At 39.9% G+C, this 19,908-nt stretch carries 9 protein-coding genes; 4 read left to right on the top strand and 5 right to left on the bottom strand.

Translation table 11 applies throughout. The features are described 5' to 3' along the window. Nucleotides 1-51 precede the first annotated feature (51 nt). The gene (locus EJ994_RS11285; protein ID WP_126592530.1) at nucleotides 52-2,124 is read right to left on the bottom strand and encodes a hypothetical protein; all 2,073 of its coding nucleotides are present in this window, start codon (nucleotides 2,122-2,124) and stop codon (nucleotides 52-54) included. 152 nt (nucleotides 2,125-2,276) lie between these two features. On the opposite strand from EJ994_RS11285, the gene EJ994_RS11280 reads away from it, so the two are divergent. From EJ994_RS11280 to EJ994_RS11265, 4 genes are all read left to right on the top strand, one after another. Next, nucleotides 2,277-6,422 carry a two-component regulator propeller domain-containing protein gene (locus tag EJ994_RS11280; protein WP_126592529.1) on the top strand — a complete coding sequence of 1,382 codons (4,146 nt, stop codon included), beginning with the start codon at nucleotides 2,277-2,279 and terminating at the stop codon, nucleotides 6,420-6,422. 243 nt (nucleotides 6,423-6,665) lie between these two features. Continuing rightward, nucleotides 6,666-9,725, top strand: a complete 3,060-nt coding sequence (locus EJ994_RS11275) for a SusC/RagA family TonB-linked outer membrane protein (RefSeq protein ID WP_126592528.1) — start codon at nucleotides 6,666-6,668, stop codon at nucleotides 9,723-9,725. Nucleotides 9,726-9,769: 44 nt separating this feature from the next. Beyond that, nucleotides 9,770-11,290 carry a RagB/SusD family nutrient uptake outer membrane protein gene (locus EJ994_RS11270; protein ID WP_164721454.1) on the top strand — a complete coding sequence of 507 codons (1,521 nt, stop codon included), beginning with the start codon at nucleotides 9,770-9,772 and terminating at the stop codon, nucleotides 11,288-11,290. A gap of 201 nt (nucleotides 11,291-11,491) precedes the next feature. After that, on the top strand, nucleotides 11,492-14,815 hold the full coding sequence (locus tag EJ994_RS11265; RefSeq protein WP_126592526.1) for an FG-GAP-like repeat-containing protein: 3,324 nt from the start codon (nucleotides 11,492-11,494) through the stop codon (nucleotides 14,813-14,815). Nucleotides 14,816-14,915: 100 nt separating this feature from the next. On the opposite strand, the gene EJ994_RS11260 is transcribed toward EJ994_RS11265, so the two are convergent. The 4 genes from EJ994_RS11260 to EJ994_RS11245 all read right to left on the bottom strand — a co-directional run bounded on the left by EJ994_RS11260 (nucleotide 14,916) and on the right by EJ994_RS11245 (nucleotide 19,757). Then, on the bottom strand, nucleotides 14,916-16,118 hold the full coding sequence (locus tag EJ994_RS11260; protein WP_126592525.1) for a glycoside hydrolase family 5 protein: 1,203 nt from the start codon (nucleotides 16,116-16,118) through the stop codon (nucleotides 14,916-14,918). A gap of 471 nt (nucleotides 16,119-16,589) precedes the next feature. Further along, a complete protein-coding gene (locus tag EJ994_RS11255) occupies nucleotides 16,590-17,213 on the bottom strand; it encodes an SDR family oxidoreductase (RefSeq protein ID WP_126592524.1) in 624 nt (207 codons plus the stop codon). A 15-nt stretch (nucleotides 17,214-17,228) separates the two neighbouring features. Next, nucleotides 17,229-18,614 carry an NAD-dependent succinate-semialdehyde dehydrogenase gene (locus EJ994_RS11250; protein ID WP_126592523.1) on the bottom strand — a complete coding sequence of 462 codons (1,386 nt, stop codon included), beginning with the start codon at nucleotides 18,612-18,614 and terminating at the stop codon, nucleotides 17,229-17,231. Nucleotides 18,615-18,644: 30 nt separating this feature from the next. After that, nucleotides 18,645-19,757, bottom strand: a complete 1,113-nt coding sequence (locus tag EJ994_RS11245; protein WP_126592522.1) for an alkene reductase — start codon at nucleotides 19,755-19,757, stop codon at nucleotides 18,645-18,647. Between the last annotated feature and the right edge of the window lie 151 nt (nucleotides 19,758-19,908).

Here is a 19,908-nt window from a genome sequence, read left to right as displayed (position 1 = left end):
AAGAGGCTCACCCTTTTAAGGCTACATAAAGTTAATTGTCAATGTTTAATTTTATTCCGGACAAGACCCGAGGTTATCAATATAGAAGGTGCCAGAAACATCTTCTCCTGGTGCTATAAAGAAGGTTGGTTGGTTGTATTGCCCTGTTGGAGCTAGAGCCTCACCGTTGGCGATACCAAGTGCCTCTCCACCATTTGCAAAACCGGCAACCGCTGTTGCAAAATCAAAGCGTAATTCTTCCCATCCGGTTCCTCCGTGTGCCACAGCGACTTCAACCTCGCGCTCGGTTTCATTATTGTTGGGATTTTGTTGCATGTTCAGTCTAAAAGTCACAGCACTCGTAGACCATACCAGTACGCGTACCACTTTATCTTCTGCGCTAAAATCCACAGGGTTTGCCAGTACAGTACCAAATCCGTCAAAATTACCACCGCCGTCTTGCACTATTTCTAATACATTGGTAGCGTTTGCATTAGCACCAGTTTGGTCTGGATTAGGAACTATTTGTACGGTTACTCCGTTGAATCCGAAGAATTCTTCACCATTTTCGAATGTTATTGCGTCTGGAAAAATAGTAATACACGGATCAGCTGCTTCTTCTTCCTCTTCTTCTCCACCACCAGTTGAACTAGTGTCATCACCTGGACATGCGCCAAGATTATCTAGATAGAATGTTCCCGCAACATCTTGTCCTGGAGCTATGAAGAATGTAGGTTGATTATATTGACCAGTAGGTGCAAAAGGTGCACCGGTTGCAATACCAAGAGCTTCACCTTCGCTAACGAAACCTGCTACTGCATTGGCAAAATCGAAAAGAAGTTCTTCCCATCCTGTTCCGCCATGTTCTGCTGCAACCTCAACTTCACGTTCTGTTTCATTATTGGTAGGGTTTTGCTGCATATTTAACCTAAAGGTAACAGCAGAAGTAGACCATACAAGTGCACGCACTACTTTATCGTCACTACTAAAATCCACAGGATTTTCTAATACTGTTCCAAATCCGTCAAAATTGCCACCACCGTCTTGTACGATTTCCAATACATTGGTAGCGTTAGGGTTGGCTCCAGATTGGTCCGGGTTTGCTACTACTTGAACATCAACACCGTTGAATCCAAAAAACTCCTCACCATTTTCAAAGGTAATTGGGGTGTTAAAAATTCTGGCACAGGCCTCCATTTCTTCCTCCATTGGTTCTTCCGGCGGTGCTGCGCCACCACCTTCGCAAATACCAACGTTGTCCAAGAAAAAGGTGCCGGCAACATCGTCACCAGGGCTAATGAACATTTGGAATCGAATATACGCTCCCGTGGGCACAAAACTTGCGCCATCTGCAATACCAAGTGCCCCATCAGGATTGCCCGTAAAACCTGCTATGGCATTAGAAAAGTCAAAACGAAGTTCTTCCCATCCGGTTCCTGTATGTATTAAATTTACTTCTGCTTCTCGTTCTGTTGTGTTATTAGGGTCCTGCTGCACCGTAAGTCTTACGGGCAATTCCACATCCGACCAGAAATTTAATCTAACAATTTTATCTGCGGCGCTAAAAAGAGCAGGTCCTGTCATTTGCACGCCAAATCCATCAAAATTACCGCCTCCGTCCTGTGTAATCTGTAAGACGTTGGAAACTTCAGAATTGGCTCCAGAAGGGTCTGGATTAGCTACCACTTCTAGTTCTACACCATTAAACCCAAAGAAGAACGCCGGGTCATTACCATTATCCCAACTTACCGGGGCACTGAATATCTGAGTACATGGGTCGGCAGGGGGTACAATCTCAAACTGTTCTTCCGTTACCCTACCGTTGGGGGCAATCGCCCTAATGGTCACGAAAAAATTCTCATCGGCATCGGGATAATCAAAGGTTAAGGATTGTTGTATTCCAATGAGTTCAGCGGCTTGTCCGGGTATGCCCGATAATACTTCAAACGCCGTAGCCCCGTCAGCTGTAGGGCTTATCGTAACCGAAAAAGGGGGCTCCTCATTATTAAATACGATATTTGCTTGCAATTCGCTAGGTGCCGGACCTTCGTTTAAGATGGCGTCGAAGCCCCTATCCCTATCACAGGAGGCCATTAAGAATAATGCCATCGCGAAAAAGGCGAATCGTGGAGTAAAAAATTTCATAGTTTGGTTTGTTTTAGACATAATGAATACAATATAACTTTTTACTTCCTTTGAAAGGTATATGTACATTCTTTGCAAAGGTGTTTGCAACATTTGAAGCCTAAAATGCTACAAATTTTATTTTTATTAGATTCGAAATACCTTTAATTGACATGCTAATTGAATTGGGAATGGTGAACGTTAAAATGAAATGCGCTAAGGTTTTACAGCTTATATTTTTACTGGTTTTTTTGATAAACCCAAAAGAAGCGGCTTCTCAAATAGACTTTAAGGCTTTAGAGTTTAATACGGTAAAGGAAAATATTTTTCAGCGTCCCATTACGACCATGGTCAAGGACAGGTTCGGATTTATCTGGATAGGAACGGATGGAGCAGGACTTTATAAGTTCAATGGACTGTCCTATACGTATTACGGTCATGATATAACAGACGCAAACAGCATAAACAGTAATTCCATTAGTTCCTTGTTCTTGGACAGTTCAGGTAAATTATGGATCGGCACGGACGCTGGCCTAAGTCTCTACGATGATAAACAGAACACTTTTATACGAATAGCTACGAGAGTAGGGAATATACAAAGCGAGAACTATACGAGTGTTTTGTGTTTTGCCGAATACAAGGAAAAATTACTTATTGGAACATATGATGGTATCAAAGAAGTAAATATTAAGCATACCTCAATAAATAATTACGCTTTAAGCGGCATTTCTATATTGGATCTTCAATATTCTACCAAGGGCAACTTGTACATAGCAACGAACCAAGGGCTTAAACTAGAGCACTATTCGGAAAGAGGAGCGATTCAGGATTTAGCAATCCCTAGTCTTATTTCGGCGCCTCACGTTACAAAGCTACATCTTGATAAGAGAGAAAACCTATGGATAGGTACGTTAAGGAGTGGTGTATTTACGGCCGATTTAAAAAAAGTCCGGACCTCGTTTACCAAATTGAATATTATAGAAAGTACCATTATGGCCATTACCAGCGGTATGGACCATATCTTCATCGCAGTGGAAAACGAAGGACTGGTTGTTTTAGACCAAACAGGAAACATCATTAAACATTATCAGCAAGATGTTCAGGATGTGCGTAGTATCAGTTCAAATTCGGTATGGTCTATATTGGTCGATGGAGAGAATAGACTTTGGCTAGGCTATTACGAAAACGGGTTAGGCTTTTTTGACCAACACTACAAAAAGTTCAAAGCTGTTTTAAACGAGGATACGGATAGAAATATTCAAGCCAACGATATCAGAGCTTTTGCAAAAACGGAAGATGGTAACCTTTGGATAACCCAAGCCAATAATCGTATAGATATCCTGGATATTAAGACCAAGAAAGTTACCAATGTATATGGCGGGTCCGGTTCTCGCTATAAAGGTTTAAAAGAAGGTATCTATTTAGAGGACGTATTTGCAGATAGTAAGGGTAACATTTGGCTAGCAACCTGGGGCGAAGGAATATACCTTTTAAAAAAAGGCAGCAAAACATTTATAAATATCAGCAGTAAAAATACGTCTGGAGCACTTACTACGGATAAAATACATTGTTTTACAGAAGATGCCTTTGGTAGGGTGTGGATAGGATCGTTCTTAAAAGGTGTTTTCTATTTAGATCCAACAACCAATGAAATTAAAGTGCCTTCTAGCGATTCTTACAAGAATTCCGGAATCGCAGAAAGAGATGTAAGGGTTATACACAACGATAGTAATGGTAACGTTTGGATAGGCACTTCCTCTGGATTGTACCATATAGAAATGGACAGTAAAAATGATTTTGAGGTCGTAGCCCATGGAAACGCGATTTCATCCAAATTTGGAGGACACCCAAGCTCTAATCGTATCCTAGATATTTATGAAACCCAGGACGGGACGGTCTGGTGCGGCACTAATGGTGGCGGATTGTATTCCTATAATAAGGATAAACAGAATTTTGAGCGGTTAGCGTTAGACGACTATGACCTAACCTATGTTAACGCCATACACGAACCTATTAAGAACGAGCTATGGCTCAGCAGTAAACAAGGCATTTTAAGAGTTAATCGCGCTACAGGTAAAGTGGAAAAATTTACTACCTATGATGGTCTTTTAGAGAATTATTTGATTGACAGGGCCTTCATAATGGACGATAATAATACGCTGTACTTGGGTACCAAAAAAGGAATCAATTACATAGCGCCACAAGACATTGCCTATAATCCTTATTTGGCAAAGCCTTACCTGAAAGATATTAAACTGTTCAACAAAAAAATCGATAAAAAAGATAGTATCAACGCGCTACACTGGACACCCGAGACGAATACCATTACCCTGAGGCACGACCAGAATATATTGACTATCGATTATGAAACGATAGCCTATACAAGGCCGGAGAAAAATCAATATGCCTATTTTCTAGAAGGTTTTGAAGAAACATGGAATTACGTAGATTCTAAAACCAGTGCTACCTATACCAATCTTGCATCTGGTGAATATACCTTTAAACTGAAGGCTTCTAATAACGATGATAAATGGAACGAGGCTTCGGTGTTGCTGCAAATTCAGGTATTGCCGCCGTGGTGGAGAACGGTCTGGGCATATCTGTCCTATATACTTTTGTTCTTACTACTCGTATTATCCGGTATGTACCTATATAAAAAGCGAATCAATGAAATAAACACTTTTAGACTTGAACGTGAGGGAAGAAAGCAGAAGGTAGAATTGCAAAAACAGAAACTCCAATTTTTCACCAATATTTCCCATGAATTCAGAACACCACTGACCTTAATTATAAATCCGATACAAGAACTTATAGACGCTAAGGAAGACAATATTTCTAAGAGCACTGCTCAAAAATACCATATCATCCATAAAAATGCAGAACGCCTCTCTAGACTAATCAATGAACTAATGGACTTCAGAAAATTGCAGTCTAATAAGTTTAGGCTTCAGGTAGATCAATTTAATCTTGTTGAAAATACTAGAAATATACTCAGCTTTTTTAATGAGGAATCTAAAAGAAGGGCAATTCGTCTAGATTTAAAACACACCAAGAAGAACTTACTGATATGGGCAGATAAAGGGATTTTGGAAAAGGTCCTATTTAATCTTTTATCCAATGCCTTTAAGGTTACGCCCAATGAAGGAAAAATACAAGTGCGTATAAGTGAAATCGAAAAAAAGGTGTTACCATTGGTCAGTAAGGAAAAACCCATTCCGGCCGTAGAACTCAGCATAAAGGATAATGGTCCTGGAATAGACCAAAAGGACTATAAGAAAATTTTTAAGCGCTTTTATCAAGTTAGCGAACTCAATAAATCTTATTATGGCAGTACGGGAATAGGTTTGGAGATGGTCAAAAGCTTTGTAGAACTACATAAGGGAAGTATAGAGGTGGAAAGCGAATTGGGAAAAGGTTCTATATTTAAGATTATTCTTCCTTACGGGAAAGCGTTTTTTCAAGACTCGCAATTTTTGGAATCTGATGCAAACCTTCAAAAGATTGCTGCCAATAAGATGCTTAAAACAAAGCCAGAAGTTTATGCCATTGAAGATATCCTTTCAAAAAAAGAAGCCAAGAAGAAGTTACTAATTGCAGAGGATAATGTAGACCTTCAAGATTACCTAGTTTCTATATTGGAGCAGGATTATGATATAATATTAGCATCCGATGGTCAAGAAGGGTGGTTGAGAACTATGGAGCATCGTCCGGACATCATAATTACAGATGTAATCATGCCGCTTATGGACGGTATCGCATTTAGCGAAAAAATAAAAAAGGACCCCACCTTGAATCATATCCCTATTGTTATCCTCACCGCAAAGGAACTTGCTGAGGACCGCATAAAGGGCCGCGAGGTTGGTGCGGAAGCGTATTTGGTAAAACCTTTTAATACCAAGGAACTCAAAGTAATATTAGAGCAACTTTTATTGAAGAACGAGCGTCTTCATCGTCAATTTGCTACGATAGATCTTCCAGAAGTAAAAACAAAGGAAACAGATTTTAATGATAGGTTTATACAAGGTGTCGTAGAATACATTCATGAAAATATAGAGGACACTTCATTGAACGTTGAAAAGTTATCTTCCCACCTTTGCTTAAGCAGGAGCCAAGTGTATAGAAAGATTAAATCTCTGACGGGGCTGTCTCCCATTGAATTTATTAGAAGGGTCCGCTTGGAAAAATCCAGGACGCTTTTTCAAAATGATAAAAATTTGAACGTGAGTGAAGTGGCCCATAAGGTTGGATTTTTATCGGCATCCTACTTCACGGTTTGCTATAAAAAGCAATTTGGCGAACTTCCTAAGGCTGGTAAATAAAGAATTCATCGGTCTTACTTCTAAGAAAATCCAAATAGTTGCAGTGCGCTCAAACCCCTGAAAACCTATTTATTTAGAAGGCTTACGCTAAATGCAACATATGAAATATTTATTGCATCAAATAAGTTCCCGTTAACTTCCTGTTAAAATTAACTTGCACTTAACAAATCTAACTTTCACTGTGAACGCACAGTATTCTAGGGGATGATTTGGTTTTCCATTAAAACTAAACTAATCTAACAAATGAAACTAAAGAACTTATTTTTTGCTCTGATTCTTATGACAGTGAGTCAGGCAATAGGTCAAGTCGTTACCGGGACCGTAACTGCAAGTGACGGGCCTTTGCCTGGAGCAAATGTTATTATAAAGGGTACTAAAATTGGTGTAGTGACCGATTTTGAAGGAAATTACACCCTTGATAAAGTAGCTAATGGTGACGTGCTCGTATTCTCATATATTGGTTTCAAACCAAAGGAGGTGACCTATACAGGTCAAGCCCAAATAGACGCCCTCTTGTTTGAGGATTTGGTAAGCCTGGATGAGGTCGTTATCGTTAACTACGGTACGCAAAGAAACACTCCTGTGTCCGTAGTGAAGGCAGATGCCTTGAGTGAGTTTCCTACAACGGATATTGGTCAAGCGCTGCAAGGTAGGGCTGCTGGGGTAACGATTACGAACGGAGGATCTCCTGGTTCACAGACCTTGGTGCAAATACGTGGCGTAAATACATTTGGTGATGGTACTCCTCTCTTTGTAGTAGATGGTGTTTTTACCAATAGTATTAATAGTCTTGATTTGGCAAGTGTTGAAAAAATCGATGTTTTAAAGGATGCCGCTTCGTTGGCTGTTTATGGTTCTAGAGGAACCAATGGAGTTATTTTGATAACCACTAAAAAAGGTAAAGTGGGGAACGCTACATTGTCATTTAATATTTCCTCTGGTATTCAGGAGTTCAATAGACGCTATGACTTATTGAATACACAACAGTATATTCAGTTTACTAAGGAAATAAATGCGTTGACCGGTCAGAACGGAGGTCCGGATTTCCCTATTGGAAGAGTTAATCTTGATCCAAATTTTGATGGGGACGGAATAGATACCAACTGGCAAGATGCCTATTTTAGGCAGGCACCTATTTTGAATATTAGTGCTAGTGTCAACGGTGGTAGTGAAAAGGCGCGCTTTAATGTTGGGGTGTCTAGATTGGACCAAGATGGTGTATTTATAGATACAGGTTTTTCAAGGACGACCCTAAATATTAATACGGATGCCAATATTGCCGAGTGGTTAGAAATAGGACAAACACTTTCTTTGGCTCACAACGAAACCACATTACCTGAGCGAGACGGCGGTAGAGATCCTTTTCAAAATATAATAGGACAGGCGCCCTACATACAAGTACGGACAGACAACAATCTTTTTGGTGGAACAAATTCACTTGACCTCAACGATTCTCGAAACCAAGTGAGAGTGCAATCTTCGCAGGATAATTTAACGAGACTCTCCAGCGTGATAGGCAGCTTATATGCTAAATTCAAAATTACCAACGGCCTAACTTTCAGGTCACAATTTGGCTTAAATGCTAATTTAACGTTGCAGGATAATGAAAGAAGGGCTTTTGCCGAAGATGGTGGTCGATTTGTAAACCCGATTAACTTTGTAGATAAAACTAGACAGACCTTATCCCAGACGATATTTACCAATACTTTGAATTTTGATAGAGATTATGGAAAACATTCGTTGAACGCCTCTGCGGTGTTGGAGCAAACTAAAATCCGTTTTGAATCTACCTCCATATCTGACAATAACGAGGTGTCTTCTGAAATTCCCGAAGCTTTTTCCCCTAATGCAAGAGCAACTTCATTCTCAATTCCCGAAAATTTAAACTCCATTCTTTTTCTTGGAGGGTACGAATTCGATAATCGCTATTCCATTAGTGGATCAGGGCGTCGTGATACGTCTTCACGATTTTCTCCGGAGAATGCATCGCAGTGGTTCTTTTCCGGTGCTCTTGGTTGGGACATTTCTAACGAACCATGGTTTAAAGTAGACGCGGTGAATAGTTTAAAATTGCGCGCTAGTTATGGAGAAACCGGGAACAACAGAACCGGAAATGCCGTGAATCAATTTTTACCTACATTGGGTCTAAACCTTCCTTCTTCTATAGGAGACCAGACTTCTGCTGGTATTAGCCCGAATAATGCAGCAAACCCTGATTTGAGATGGGAAACACAGATCAAGCAGAATTATGGTTTTAGCTCTGCATTTCTTTATGATCAGATTCAGTTTAGCGCAGACTATTTCAAGAACAGGAGTGAAGATTTATTGATTCCCGTAGAATTGCCATCATCGGCAGGAATACCAGGCAACTCGCAAACAGGTTCTACTGTTATTAGAAATGTTGGGATTGTTGATGTAGAAGGTTACGAGCTTACGCTTGGGTACAATGATTATAAAGGCAAGTTTAAATGGAATTTTTGGGCTAATCTAACGAGAGCAACAAATGTCGTCGAGAGTTTAAGTGGGTCTGGAGAACCTATTGAGCGAGCTAGATTAAACCCTCCTTTTGCATCGGCCTTGAATAGATTGGCTGTTAATGAAGCTCCCTTCCATTTTTTCGGATTGGTTGCGGACGGAGTCTTTTCCACCCAACAACAGATAGATGCTGAATTGCCAAATAACAACACTGCGGCTGTGCCGGTACAACCAGGCGATGTCCGTTTTTTAGATCTTAACGGGGATGGTCTTATTACTTTAGATGACAGGGATGTCATTGGAAATCCTAATCCAGATTTTACCTATGCCATAAATCTAAGGGCAGAATACAACGGATGGGATTTTGATGTTCTCTTCAACGGTGTACAAGGTGTGGATGCGCTTAATAGTAATATATTTTATTTAGAAGGTTTGGACAACGGATTAAATTATGGTACGCAGGTATTGCGCAGATGGCAAAACCCTGGTGATATTACGGATATTCCACGTTTCAGATTCGGGTCAAATATCAATAATGAAATATCTACCAGGTACATCGAGGATGCTTCTTATCTTAGGTTAAGAAATGTAACCGTAGGCTATACTTTACCAACTACCATGGTGAACAAGTCAGGGAACGGTATCATCAAAAAACTACGTTTTTATGTGCAAGGACAGAATTTGGCAACGTTCACCAATTATTCCGGATTAGATCCAGAGATAGCACCTTTTTACAATGCTGCGGGATTAGTAGATGGTCTGGGAATAGATAGAAGTGCACAGCCCAGGCCTATTACGGTTTTGAGCGGAATCCAAGTGGAGTTTTAAATTTATAAATTGTTAGAAAAATGAAAAGTATCAAAAATTATTTTATGAACGGTTTAGTACTACTATTTGTACTATTCCATGTATCATGTGATGATGATGTGCCCGTAGAGAACAGAAACGCCTTGAACCCTGAGATTTTCTTTGAATCTTTAAGTCAGGTCGAAGCTGCGGTCAATGCGAGTTACAATCAATTTCAAATCGTATACCAACGTAACGGGTATGTGTTTCCTGATGCCATGTCGGATGAGGTGGTGTCCAGTGGGGACCCCAACTTTGCACCATTTAATAGGTTCGAATTTAATGCCACTTTAGAAAACATAGCTCAATACTGGACCGCTTGTTTCAACGGTGTTGGGGCTTGTAATTTCGTTATCGGGAACGAGGAAAGAATGCGAGAAAACACGTCGCTCGGGAATTTTACCCAAGGTGATATTGATAATGCATTGGGGCAGGCTTATTTTTTAAGAGCACTGTACTATTACCATTTGGTGAAACGTTTTGGAGGGGTCCCTTTAAAATTGGATATAGCAACTGCTTTGGAAGATACCCCGAGATCTACCGCTGATCAGGTGTACGATCAAATGATAGCAGATTTAATTTTAGCTACGCAGCTTACATTGCCAAAAGGAACTACAGAGGTTGGAAGGGTGACCAAGGAGGCGGCATACGCTTTACTAGGAAAAATTTACCTGCACAGAGAAAGATACGCAGAAGCAAAGCAAGCATTTGACAACGTTACTAATCATAGTCTGCTTCCCATTGAAAACTACAGGGATAATTTCAGTGAATCGGGAGAGCATAATGACGAATCCATGTTTGAAGTAGGCTATAACGGCGAGGTAGGTACTGAACAAGAGCGTTGGGCGCAAACGGGTATCGGAACTTCGGAAGTAACTTTTCACTCTCAAGACTATACGGGTTGGGCCAATGCGAGACCTTCATCTAAGGTAATAGCGGAGTTTGAAGATGATGACCCAAGACTTAATCAGGCAATTCTTATTGACGGCACCAACAATTATGGTCCAGGAGAGGCTTTTCAGTTTCCATGCCCGGGATGCGTAGGCGGCCCCGTATGGTATAAATTCTCTCAACTCTACGACAATGTGGATGTGTCCGAGAATAGTGGTGTAAATGTTCGTATTATGCGCTATGCCGATGTAATCTTAATGCAAGCGGAAGTAGAATTGAATTTGAACAATAATCAGGGCGCAATAGATTTTCTTAATCAAATTAGAGACCGTGCGGAAATGCCAAGATATGGTACCGCCACTATGGATGCTAGAGGTTATCCCGTGAATACTTCGGAGCAGATATTTAACGCTATTGTTCATGAAAGATTCGTGGAGCTTAGTGGGGAACAGCAGCGCTTTGATGATTTGGTGCGTTGGAATTTGGACGATCAGGAACTTTCTATTTTTCCGGACGCAAACTTTAATAATCCGGACGAATCGTTGCGCTTGATTAGAAATTATGATCCCAATGTGCATCGGGTAATGCCATTACCACAAAATGAACTGGACAGCAATACGGCTATCGGAGAAGGTGACCAGAATCCAGGATATTAAGAACTTTGAGTTAGTTTAGTTAGGTATGACAATGGGCGTAAATTTTAATTTTCGCCCATTTATCTTTTTAGTAATTTCAAGATCGGAATGGGAGTAAATAATCTTGGGACAAGTCTACAAGAGATTAGTGGCATAATTAACATTGGTTTAGAAGCAATTGTAGGAGTATTCAGATTTCGATTATCAAGAAAAATTAAAAGCATGCGGAGAGTATTCGGGATATTGTTTGTATTGATGGTTTTTGGATGTGCCGATAAGGCGGATAAAGACGATAGCAAATCGGAAATCAAAGAACAACCTATTTTCACAAAACTAGCCTCAAACATTTCAGGAATAGGTTTCGAAAACCGTTTGAAGGAAAACGATACCATCAATTATTTTACGTATCCATATATTTATATGGGTGGGGGAGTATCGGCGGGAGATATGAATAATGATGGTCTTACCGACTTATTTTTTACAGGCAACATGGTACAGAACAAATTGTACCTCAATAAAGGAAATCTAGAATTCGAAGATATTACCGTAACTGCTTCGGTAGGAGGAGATCAAAGATGGTATACAGGTACGAGCATGGCAGATGTAAATGGTGATGGCCTGTTGGATATTTACTGTCTGGTTGCCGGGCAATCAGGAAATAAGCAAAACCAACTATTTATTAACCAAGGAGATAGCACGTTTAAAGAGGAGGCTGCCCTTTATGGTTTAAACGATGCTGGCAATAGTGTAGATGCTACTTTTTTCGACTTTGATAATGACGGCGATTTAGATGTGTACGTAGCGAACTATCCCATTACGCCATTTGAGTATAACAGTTACAATTATAAAATGCGAATGGACCGCGTCACTGACATAGAGACGGATAATCTCTATAGAAACGATGACGGGAAATTCACAAAAATAACTGAGACATCGGGCGTAAAACTATATAGCCTTTCTTTAAGTGTTACGGCATCTGATTTAAATGATGATGGGTGGACAGACCTTTACATCTCCAACGATTTTGGAACTCCCGACTGCCTCTACATCAATCAAAAAGATGGAACCTTTGTAGATGAAATTAAAAATGCGACCTCGCACACCTCTTTTTACGGAATGGGTGTTGATATCGCCGATTTCAATAACGACGGTTTTTTAGATATTGTACAAATGGATATGGATGCGGCTTCTAACCGAAGGGCTAAGGCAAATATGGCGAGTATGAATCCTGAGCTTTTTGCTAATATTGAACGTGTTGGTTTTCAATACCAGTATATGCAAAATGCCCTTCAAATGAATACGGGTCATACCTTTAAAGGAATTCCAAAATTTAAGGATATCTCAAGGTTGGCAGGCGTATCTTCCACAGATTGGAGTTGGGGTCCCTTAATGGCAGATTTTGATAATGATGGCTTTAAAGACCTTTTTGTCTCTAACGGTACGCGCCGTGAAATTAATAACAAGGATTATTTCAATAGCCTTGTAGGTGAGAAAAAACATAAGGATAGCTTATTGATTAAAAGCCAACGAATTCCTTCTGAACCTATTGACAATTTTATTTTTAAAAACAATGGAGACCTTACTTTTTCAAGAAAAAATAAAGCATGGGGTATCGAGGACAAAGGTTTTTCCAATGGTGCGGTGTATGCCGATTTGGACAATGATGGGGACTTAGAAATAATTACCAACAACATCGATAAAACGGTTTCTGTATTTCAAAACCATAGTGCTGATTTAAATAACCATCTTACTTTAAATTTTAAAGGGAGTTCCGAAAATAGATATGGTCTGGGAACAAAAGTGCATGTATATCATAATACCAAACACCAAGTTCAAGAAGTTACACTTAGCAGGGGGTTTCAGTCATCGGTAGCACCAAAATTACATTTTGGCCTTGGTAAAGATAGTAGCATAGATAGCCTTATCGTTGTCTGGCCGAATTTAAAAAGACAAAAACTAACCGAAGTCAAAGCTAATAACACTTTGGTACTTCAAATAGACGAGGCAAAAAACACATTTAAACATCCTGTTGCTAAGAATCAATTATTCGAAAGCTATACGGATACCTTAGCCCTTTACAAGCACAAAGAGAATACTTACGATGATTTTAAGAACGAAGTGCTCTTACCTCATAAAACTTCACAATTTGGGCCTGGTTTGGCAGTGGGGGACTTAAATGGCGATGGTTTGGACGATTTTTATGTGGGAGCGGCTTCCAAATACCCTGGGGGATTGTTTTATCAAAATCAAGATGGTTCTTTTGAACAGCAAAAACTAAAGTTGCTCTTAAAAGATAGAATGCATGAAGATATAGGGGCGCTTATTTTTGACGCGGACAGCGATGGAGACAATGACTTGTACATTGTAAGCGGCGGTAATGAATTTGGCCCCAATTCTCCCTTGCTTCAAGACAGGCTTTATGTAAACGATGGAACCGGAACTTTTATGAAACGTACAGATGCACTTCCGGTGATGATAAGCAGCGGCAGCAGGGTCTATGCCTGTGATTTTGATAAAGACGGGGATAAAGACCTGTTTGTAGGAGGGAGGCTCATACCGGGCAACTATCCTTATCCTGCTTCGAGCTATGTTTTGGAAAATGTAAGTACTAAAGGAAATGTAAGGTTTATAGATGCAACAAAAAAAACACTTCCTGTTTTAAATCGTTTGGGACTTGTGACCTCCGCTCAGTGGATGGACTATGATAATGATGGATGGCAAGACTTGGCCATAACTGGAGAGTGGATGAAACTTAGGATTTTTAAGAATTTGAATGGGAAAAAATTTAAAGAAACAACGGACGAATTAGGTTTGGATGAGACTACTAGAGGATGGTGGTTTAGTTTAAAAGCCGATGATGTGGACAATGATGGGGATTTAGATTTAATTGCTGGAAACCTTGGTGAAAATTATAAATACAAGGCTAAGGAAAAAGAAACCTTTGATGTGTTTTTGAATGATTTTGACGGCAACAAGACCAACGATATTGTTTTAAGTTATTATAATGAAGGGGAACAATATCCTGTAAGAGGAAGAGAATGTTCTTCTCAGCAAATGCCTTCCATTAAGAAAAAGTTTGAAGATTATGATACTTTTTCTAAAGCTACTTTGGTCGATATTTATGATGAAGAAAAGCTTGAAAACAGTATTCACTACCAAGTCTCTTCTTTTAAAAGTGCTATATTCATTAATGAGGGAGGTACATTTGTAAGACAAGATTTACCGATAAGAGCTCAAATTGCTCCAACCAACCAAATTCTTGTAAAAGATTTTGACGCTGACGGCATTAAGGATATTGTCCTTGGCGGTAACCTTTACGCTTCTGAGGTGGAAACTCCAAGAGCGGATGCTGGTCACGGAACATTCCTTAAAGGTTTAGGAGAAGGCGGCTTTATTGTACAACAACCCAAAGAAAATGGACTTTATATGGACGGTGATGTAAAAGATTTAGGTCTTATCAATGTAAAGGGTAAAAGCTATATTATTGTAGCCAAGAATAATGATTTTTTGAAGTTTATTAGAGTAGCTAATAATTTGAAAATTTAGTACCATCTAGGCTACCTTAATTTTTTAAAGTAGTCAAATATTTAAACCAAAAAAGACAAGCTTTTGGCTCGCCTTTTTTAGTTTATACTTGTATTTTACCTTAATTATTAGGCTCGATAATGGCATCGGCTATATTACCGAATGGCCATGTTATGTTTGTTCTATTAAATATAGCAAGGCCATCATTAGATACGCCACTATTACCGTTATCCCACCAAATACTTGCGAAACCTCTTTCAGCAGCTGCTTCGGCGTAGAAGGAAGCATGTTCTAAACGGTCGGCTAAGTTATTTTGATTTCCAGAACTCCATTCCCCCAAAACCACTGCTTTACCGTTGTCAGTAAATTTTGCTTTAATCCGGTTCATCTCCATCGTAAGTTGTGTTCTGTCATCGGTAGATCCCCAAGTTTGGTCCGTACCTTCTAAAGTAAAAGGAAAAGGAAAATAGGAATGTAGTGATATTAATGTTCTTGGGTCATCGTTAGGTACGATAAGGGCATCCATAGCCACAGGAAGTGTACTTGCCGCATAGGTAGAAATCATAATTTGACGTAAAATATTATTCCCTCCTGTTGCGCGTATGGCATCTAAACTTACTTGGTGGTATTGGTTAACGGCCGCTCTTCCTTCGGCTGTTCCTCCGTTCCATTCATTTGGGGTATTCTCGTGTCTTGGCTCATTTAAGGTTTCGAAGATGACGTAGTCACTATATTTTCTAAATCTATTGGCAATTTGTGTCCATAATTTGCCTAGTCTATCACTTACTTCGGCTGTTTCTGCTGCGGTTGGTATAATCCAGGGGTCATCATGATGAACATTGACTATGGCGTACATATTATTGGCTCTGGCGTAATTCACTACCTCTTCAACCCTATCTAACCAAGCCTCTTCTACTGTATAGTCAGGTGCTGGACCCTGATGAAACCTCCAAGTAACAGGAATTCGTAAAGTTTTGAAGCCCCTTGCGGCGACGGCATCGATCATTTCTTTAGTTGTTGCTGGATTTCCCCAAAAAGTTTCATCAGGACCCTCTGCATCTAAACTATTTCCAAGATTCCATCCAGTCTTCATGTCTGCGGTAAAATCAAACGAAGAAAGATTCCTAAAAGTGCCATCATCAAATTCACTTGCAGCACCTTCCTCCCCTCCCGTTGGTTCTTCTCCAACAGGTTCTTCAGGAGTTTCCTCCACCATAGGTTCTTCCATCTGTTCGCCTTCTGGGATTATGGTAATGCTACCGGAATCGGAATCACATGAAAACAGAAATACCAACAAGGTAGTGTAGAACAGTAAATTTTTCATAAGCAATCAATTTTTTAACAAATTTAGGAATAGATCAAGAGAACAACTATCCTAAATGATGTATAAGTTGAAACAAATGTAGCATCTTCCTTAACAGTGGGGTCTATTGTTCAAGTCTTTCCAATTACTTGACCGTTCCTATTATTTCCAAGCTTGATGGTCATTTCTTTCTCTTTCTTAAGATTTTAAGACTGATTAAAAGCAAAGCTGTTGGGAGCAATGACAGTAAAAATCCTTGATAACCATACTGTTTGGTAATCCAAAAGATCATGTAAAGATTTATCCATGCTATAAGGAACAGGATAAACCATTTTTTATACTTCATAACTGTTCTCATACGGTGTTATTCCATTTACTACATATATACGACAATTCTGTACATAAGGTTCTTTCTTAATAAACTGTTCAAATGTTATATTAGATGATTTACTTTTTGATTTTGCTTAATTTTTGCCATCTACATCGACGATATTAATTGGGTAAAGCTTCACCGATAATGGTATCGCCCGACAATATTTCAAAGGTTTTGTTCTTAGAGGTGTCATCATGTAGTACTCTGGAGAGTACTTGCGCTACATCTGCACGACTTATGGACCCATCTTTTGCAATTGATTTTCCTAAGGTTATTTTCCCAGAACCTTTTTCATTGGTCAAGGCGCCAGGTCTTACGATAGTGTAGGGTACGGAGCTAGACTTTAGGTATTCGTCCGCGTTATGCTTGGCTCTAAGATATTCCTTAAGCTCGCTAGCTTTTTCTGGGGCATCGGCACCCATGGAGCTGAGCATTACAAACTTCTTAACGCCTGCGTTGCGTGCAGCATCAACCATTTTCTTGGCGCCCTCTTGGTCTATTTCAACCACTTTCTTTCCTCCCGAGCCAGCGGCGAAAATGATTTTGTCAATGTTTTCAACGGTATGGGAAACATCATTTTCTAGATCACCATGAACCGTTTTCACTTGATGCGCTTTGAACTCTACTGATTGGCTCTCCTTTCTGACCATAGCAATAGGTTCAAAATACTGAGATTCTTTAAGTAAGCGAACAACTTTTTTTCCAGTGGTGCCCGTAGCACCGACTACTAATATATTTTCCATATTTTTTCTTTTTTATTATGATCTTGTAATCGATTTTACATTTACAAATTCCCTTATTCCAAAGCCTCCGTGTTCTCTTCCGTAACCGGATTCTTTTACACCACCAAAAGGCATGTTCGGATGTGCCAGACCAAAGGAGTTGATATTAACCATCCCAGTATCGAAATGATTTTTGGCCAATTCCATTGCTCTATCCTCGTCTCTACTAAATATTCCTCCCCCGAGACCAAATTTACTGTCGTTGGCAATGCGCATGGCATCTTCATTATCCTTGGCCTTGATTAGTGAAGCAACCGGACCAAAGAGTTCTTCTTCATAAGCCGGTTGATTTGGTTTTACATCGCCGATTACCGTAGATGGATAGTAAAAACCGGTCATGTCGGGGATTTCTCCACCGCATAGAATCGTTGCACCCTTTGCTACGCTGTCCAACACTTTTTGGTGTAGCTCTTCCCTGAGGTCCTTTCTGGCAATAGGGCCAAGGTCAGCGGCTTCCTCCGTAGGATTTCCCATTTTCATAGCTTTCATAGTATCCACGAATTTTTCCTTGAATTCTTCGTAAACAGCATCAACCACGATAAATCTTTTTGCTGCTACGCAGGTTTGTCCGTTGTTATAGAGTCGTCCTTTGGCACATGTCTTAGCTGCTAAATCTACATCAGCATCATCTAGAACAAGGTAGGCATCATTACTGCCAAGTTCTAATACTGTCTTTTTTAAAACTTCCGCAGATTTTTTGGCCACATATCTTCCGGCGTCGGAACTACCGGTTAAGGTGACTCCCCTAACAAAATTGCTTTCAATGATTTTATCGGAGACATCATGGTTTATGATCAGCACTTTAAAAACGTCTTTGGGCAATCCCGCTTCTTCAAAAATTTCGCTGAGCTTCAATGCACTGCCGGTTACGTTCTTTGCGTGCTTCAATAATACTCCATTACCTGCCATAATATTTGCAATAGAATAGCGTATGGCCTGATAAAGCGGAAAATTCCACGGCTGTATCCCATAAATTACGCCTATGGGCGAATAAATTATGGTTCCCTTACCACCATCTTGTAAGGTTCTATGTTCTTCTTGTAATTGTTTTAAACCCTCTGATGCGGTGTAGTTACAAATGCCGATACACAATTCAATTTCTTGATGACTTTGTTTTAGTAGTTTACCCATTTCTTGTGTCATCAATTGGGCGTACGAGTCCTTGTTTTTTTTCAAGGTCTTACCTACGGATTTTATAATTTCCGCACGTTCTTCCAAAGTCGTTAATTTCCAATTTTCAAAGGCCTTATGACAGTCTTCCACAGCTAGTAGTGCCGTGCGCTCTGACATATAATCATAGTGTACAATTTTATCCTCTGTTGTAGGATTTATAGTATCAAATCCCGTTTCTGTCTTACTCATGTTCTTTGTTTTTTATTGACTTAGATCGAATTACGCTTCTTGTGTCGCTTTTGCTTTAGGGTAGTCTATATATCCTTCCTTTCCAGTAGTATAAAAGGTATCGTTGTCCCATGGTGCCAATTCTAAATTATTCTCAAAACGTTCTACTAAATCCGGATTGGAGATGAAAAGTTTTCCGTAGGCCACTAAATCTGCGTCACCGCGCTTAATGACAGCATTGCCTTTTTCTTGGTCGAAGCCTGCGTTTATCATTAAGGTGCCATCGTACATGGGACGGTATCTTTTGGCAATTTCGGTTTCCGCGTAGGGGATATCGGAAACATCATTGAAAGGTTCCGAGAGATGCAAGTAAGCCAAATCATAATCGCTGCTTAGTTTTTTGATGATAAAGTCGAACGTGGGTATGGTATCCTCATCCATGGTCATTCCAAAAATGCCATTTAATGAGGGATTTAAGCGAACCCCAATTTTATGAGTAGGCATCACCTCTTTGATGGCGTCGATTACTTCAAAAAGAATGCGCGATTTATTTTCATGCGAACCTCCGTACTCGTCCGTTCTTTTGTTGGAGGTACTATTGAAAAATTGATGTAGCAAATATCCGTTGGATGCATGTATCTCAACACCATCGAATCCTGCTTCCATGGCATTTGCTGCGGCTAGTTTAAAATCGTTAATCGTTCGTTGAATATCTTGCTTGGTCATGGCCTTGGGTACAACGGTCTCTTTTTGGCCCTCTGGCGTATATACTTCAGATTCCGGGTTCAGGGCAGATGGGGCTAGAGGCAACTCCCCTTCGTGAAAATCTGGATGCGAGATACGGCCAACATGCCAAAGCTGAATATAAATTCGGCCACCCGCTTCGTGTATTTCCTTGGTTACTTGTTTCCAGCCTTCTACCTGTTCTTTACTATGAATGCCTGCGGTATTGACATACCCTACCGCTTCTTTTGATATTTGAGCACCCTCCGTAATGACAAGGCCAGCACTTGCCCGTTGTTTATAATAGACGCCATGTAAGTCGCTTGTAGGTTTGTTATGCTTATTATCAGCGCGACTTCTGGTCATGGGTGCCATGACGACTCTATTCGGTAGTTCTAAATCCCCTAAAGTGTATGGTTGTAGTAATTCTTGTTCTTTCATTATAGCAATAGTTTTTAATTAGTGAAAAGGGATGCTACAGTGTTTTCCTGTACCATTAATGGTTACAATAAGTTTTCGGAATAACCTTAATATCGGTTATTGAAAAGTGGTTTATGGTAGTGAAATCCCGTTCGCTTCCTTTGAAATTTCT

Origin of the sequence: Maribacter sp. MJ134 (assembly GCF_003970695.1) — a bacterium.
Lineage (GTDB): Bacteria > Bacteroidota > Bacteroidia > Flavobacteriales > Flavobacteriaceae > Maribacter.
Note: the sequence above shows the minus strand (reverse complement) of the source record. Positions and strands in the feature narration are given on the sequence as shown.